1 protein-coding gene is annotated in these 1,617 nt (G+C 71.2%); it reads right to left on the bottom strand.

Annotation, left to right across the window (positions count from 1 at the left end; genetic code table 11):
* Positions 1-351: 351 nt before the first annotated feature.
* Positions 352-1,290, bottom strand: a complete 939-nt coding sequence (locus tag IE170_RS12935; protein WP_189809503.1) for a MerR family transcriptional regulator — start codon at positions 1,288-1,290, stop codon at positions 352-354.
* Between the last annotated feature and the right edge of the window lie 327 nt (positions 1,291-1,617).

The raw sequence follows: 1,617 nt of genomic DNA, 5'->3' as shown, positions 1-1,617 counted from the left end.
GCCGGGGCCGCCCCCGGGGAATGACCCTGGAGGGACGAGCCGTCCAGGGCGGGATCACAGAGCCCGGCCCCAAGCCCGCGGAGCCCCCTTCGCCCCACCGCATCAGCAGACCCGTCGACGGGAGGGCCGGGGTGGCTGTGACGTAGGGAAACGACGTCCAGAGCATCATCCGGCGACAGGAGCGCGACAGATCGCTACGTGCGCGCCCATGGCTAAGCGTCCGGCGGCCGTCATCGGCGGTGAGCGCGGCAGATCGCCACAGGGGCGCCGTCGGCTCGGCGGCTGACCACCGGACCGCAGGAAGCATGCAGCGATCCGGGGCGCTTCGCGGTGCACGTCGCGACCGCACCGTCACTGCCGTGTCCGGACGCGCAGGGCCTGGAGGGACCAATCGAGCGCTGGAGTCAGACTCTCCGGGGCCGGCCAGCCGTTGACCACTGCCAGCAGCCGGAGGTATCGCTCCCTGCGTGGGTCGTTCACGGTCTCCAGCCGCGTCGCCAGCCGGCGGCGAAGCGCGATGTCGTCGGGGCGGCCGAGGAGGCGCGCGTAGTGAGCCGTGAACTCCGCGACGATCGGATCGGCCTGGGGTGAGGCCGGGTCGATGCCTGCGACCAGCGCCGGTCCGGCGTGGTCGCGGACGGCTGCGGCGATGTCGCGGCGCGGGCGCGCCACGCCACTTCGGGTCCGCTCGGCTGCCAGGTCCTCGGCCATCCGCCGCACGACCGCGCGGAAGGACGGGTCCAGGGACATTTCGGCCACCTCCACCCACGCTCGAACCTGCTCTGCGTCCGGGTTGTCGGGCAACTCGGGGGTCATCGAGCGCATGACGCCTGCAAAGGCGGGGTCGGCGTCAAGACCGCCGAAGACGGCGTCGAGGAAATCGCCGATCAGACGTCTGCGTTCGTCCTCGGAAAGCTGGGCCAGCCGGTGCATGAGTTCCGTCTCCTCGGGTGTGGACCCGCGCTCGGCCACCACTGTCAGCACCGCGCGCCGCAGGCGCAGGACGCGGATCTGCACTGCCAGTGCCTCGGCGTGCGCTGCGGCGACCTCGGGAAGCGAGAGCTCGCGGTCCACGACCTTGCGGATCGTGGCAAGGTCCAGCCCCAGCTCGCGCAGGCTCCGAACGAGGCCCAGGCGTGCGACGGCATCGATGCTGTAGAGGCGGTAGCCGGCCGGGCTGCGGTCCGTCGGCGCCACGATTCCGCGATCGGAGTAGAAGCGAATGGTCTTGACCGTGAGACCGGTCCGTCGAGCGAGTTCACCGATCGAGTAGAGCGTGTCGCCGTCCATGCCCCCACCTTCGTGCCTCCCCCTGATGGAGACTCAAGTCCCTTCCTCACCGCCCGGGGGCGTGGAGCGATCCGACGCGTCTCCCGGCCCCTGACGGCCGCCGGTCGCCGAGCCGAGGGCGCTCACGTAGCGATCTGTCGCGTTCCTGCCTCCCGATGATGCTCTGGTCGTCGTTTTCCGACGTCAGAGCTCCCCCGGGCTTCCGCCGACGGGTCTGCTGATGCTGGTGGGGCGAAAGGGGCTGCCGGGGCGGGAGAGGAAGCTCCCTGATCCGGTTTGCAGGTCCGGGTACCTCCAGGCCGTTCCCCCGGGGGTGCCCCGGCAGAG

Origin of the sequence: Streptomyces toxytricini (assembly GCF_014649915.1) — a bacterium.
In the GTDB taxonomy this organism is placed as follows: Bacteria; Actinomycetota; Actinomycetes; order Streptomycetales; family Streptomycetaceae; genus Streptomyces; species Streptomyces toxytricini.
Note: the sequence above shows the minus strand (reverse complement) of the source record. Positions and strands in the feature narration are given on the sequence as shown.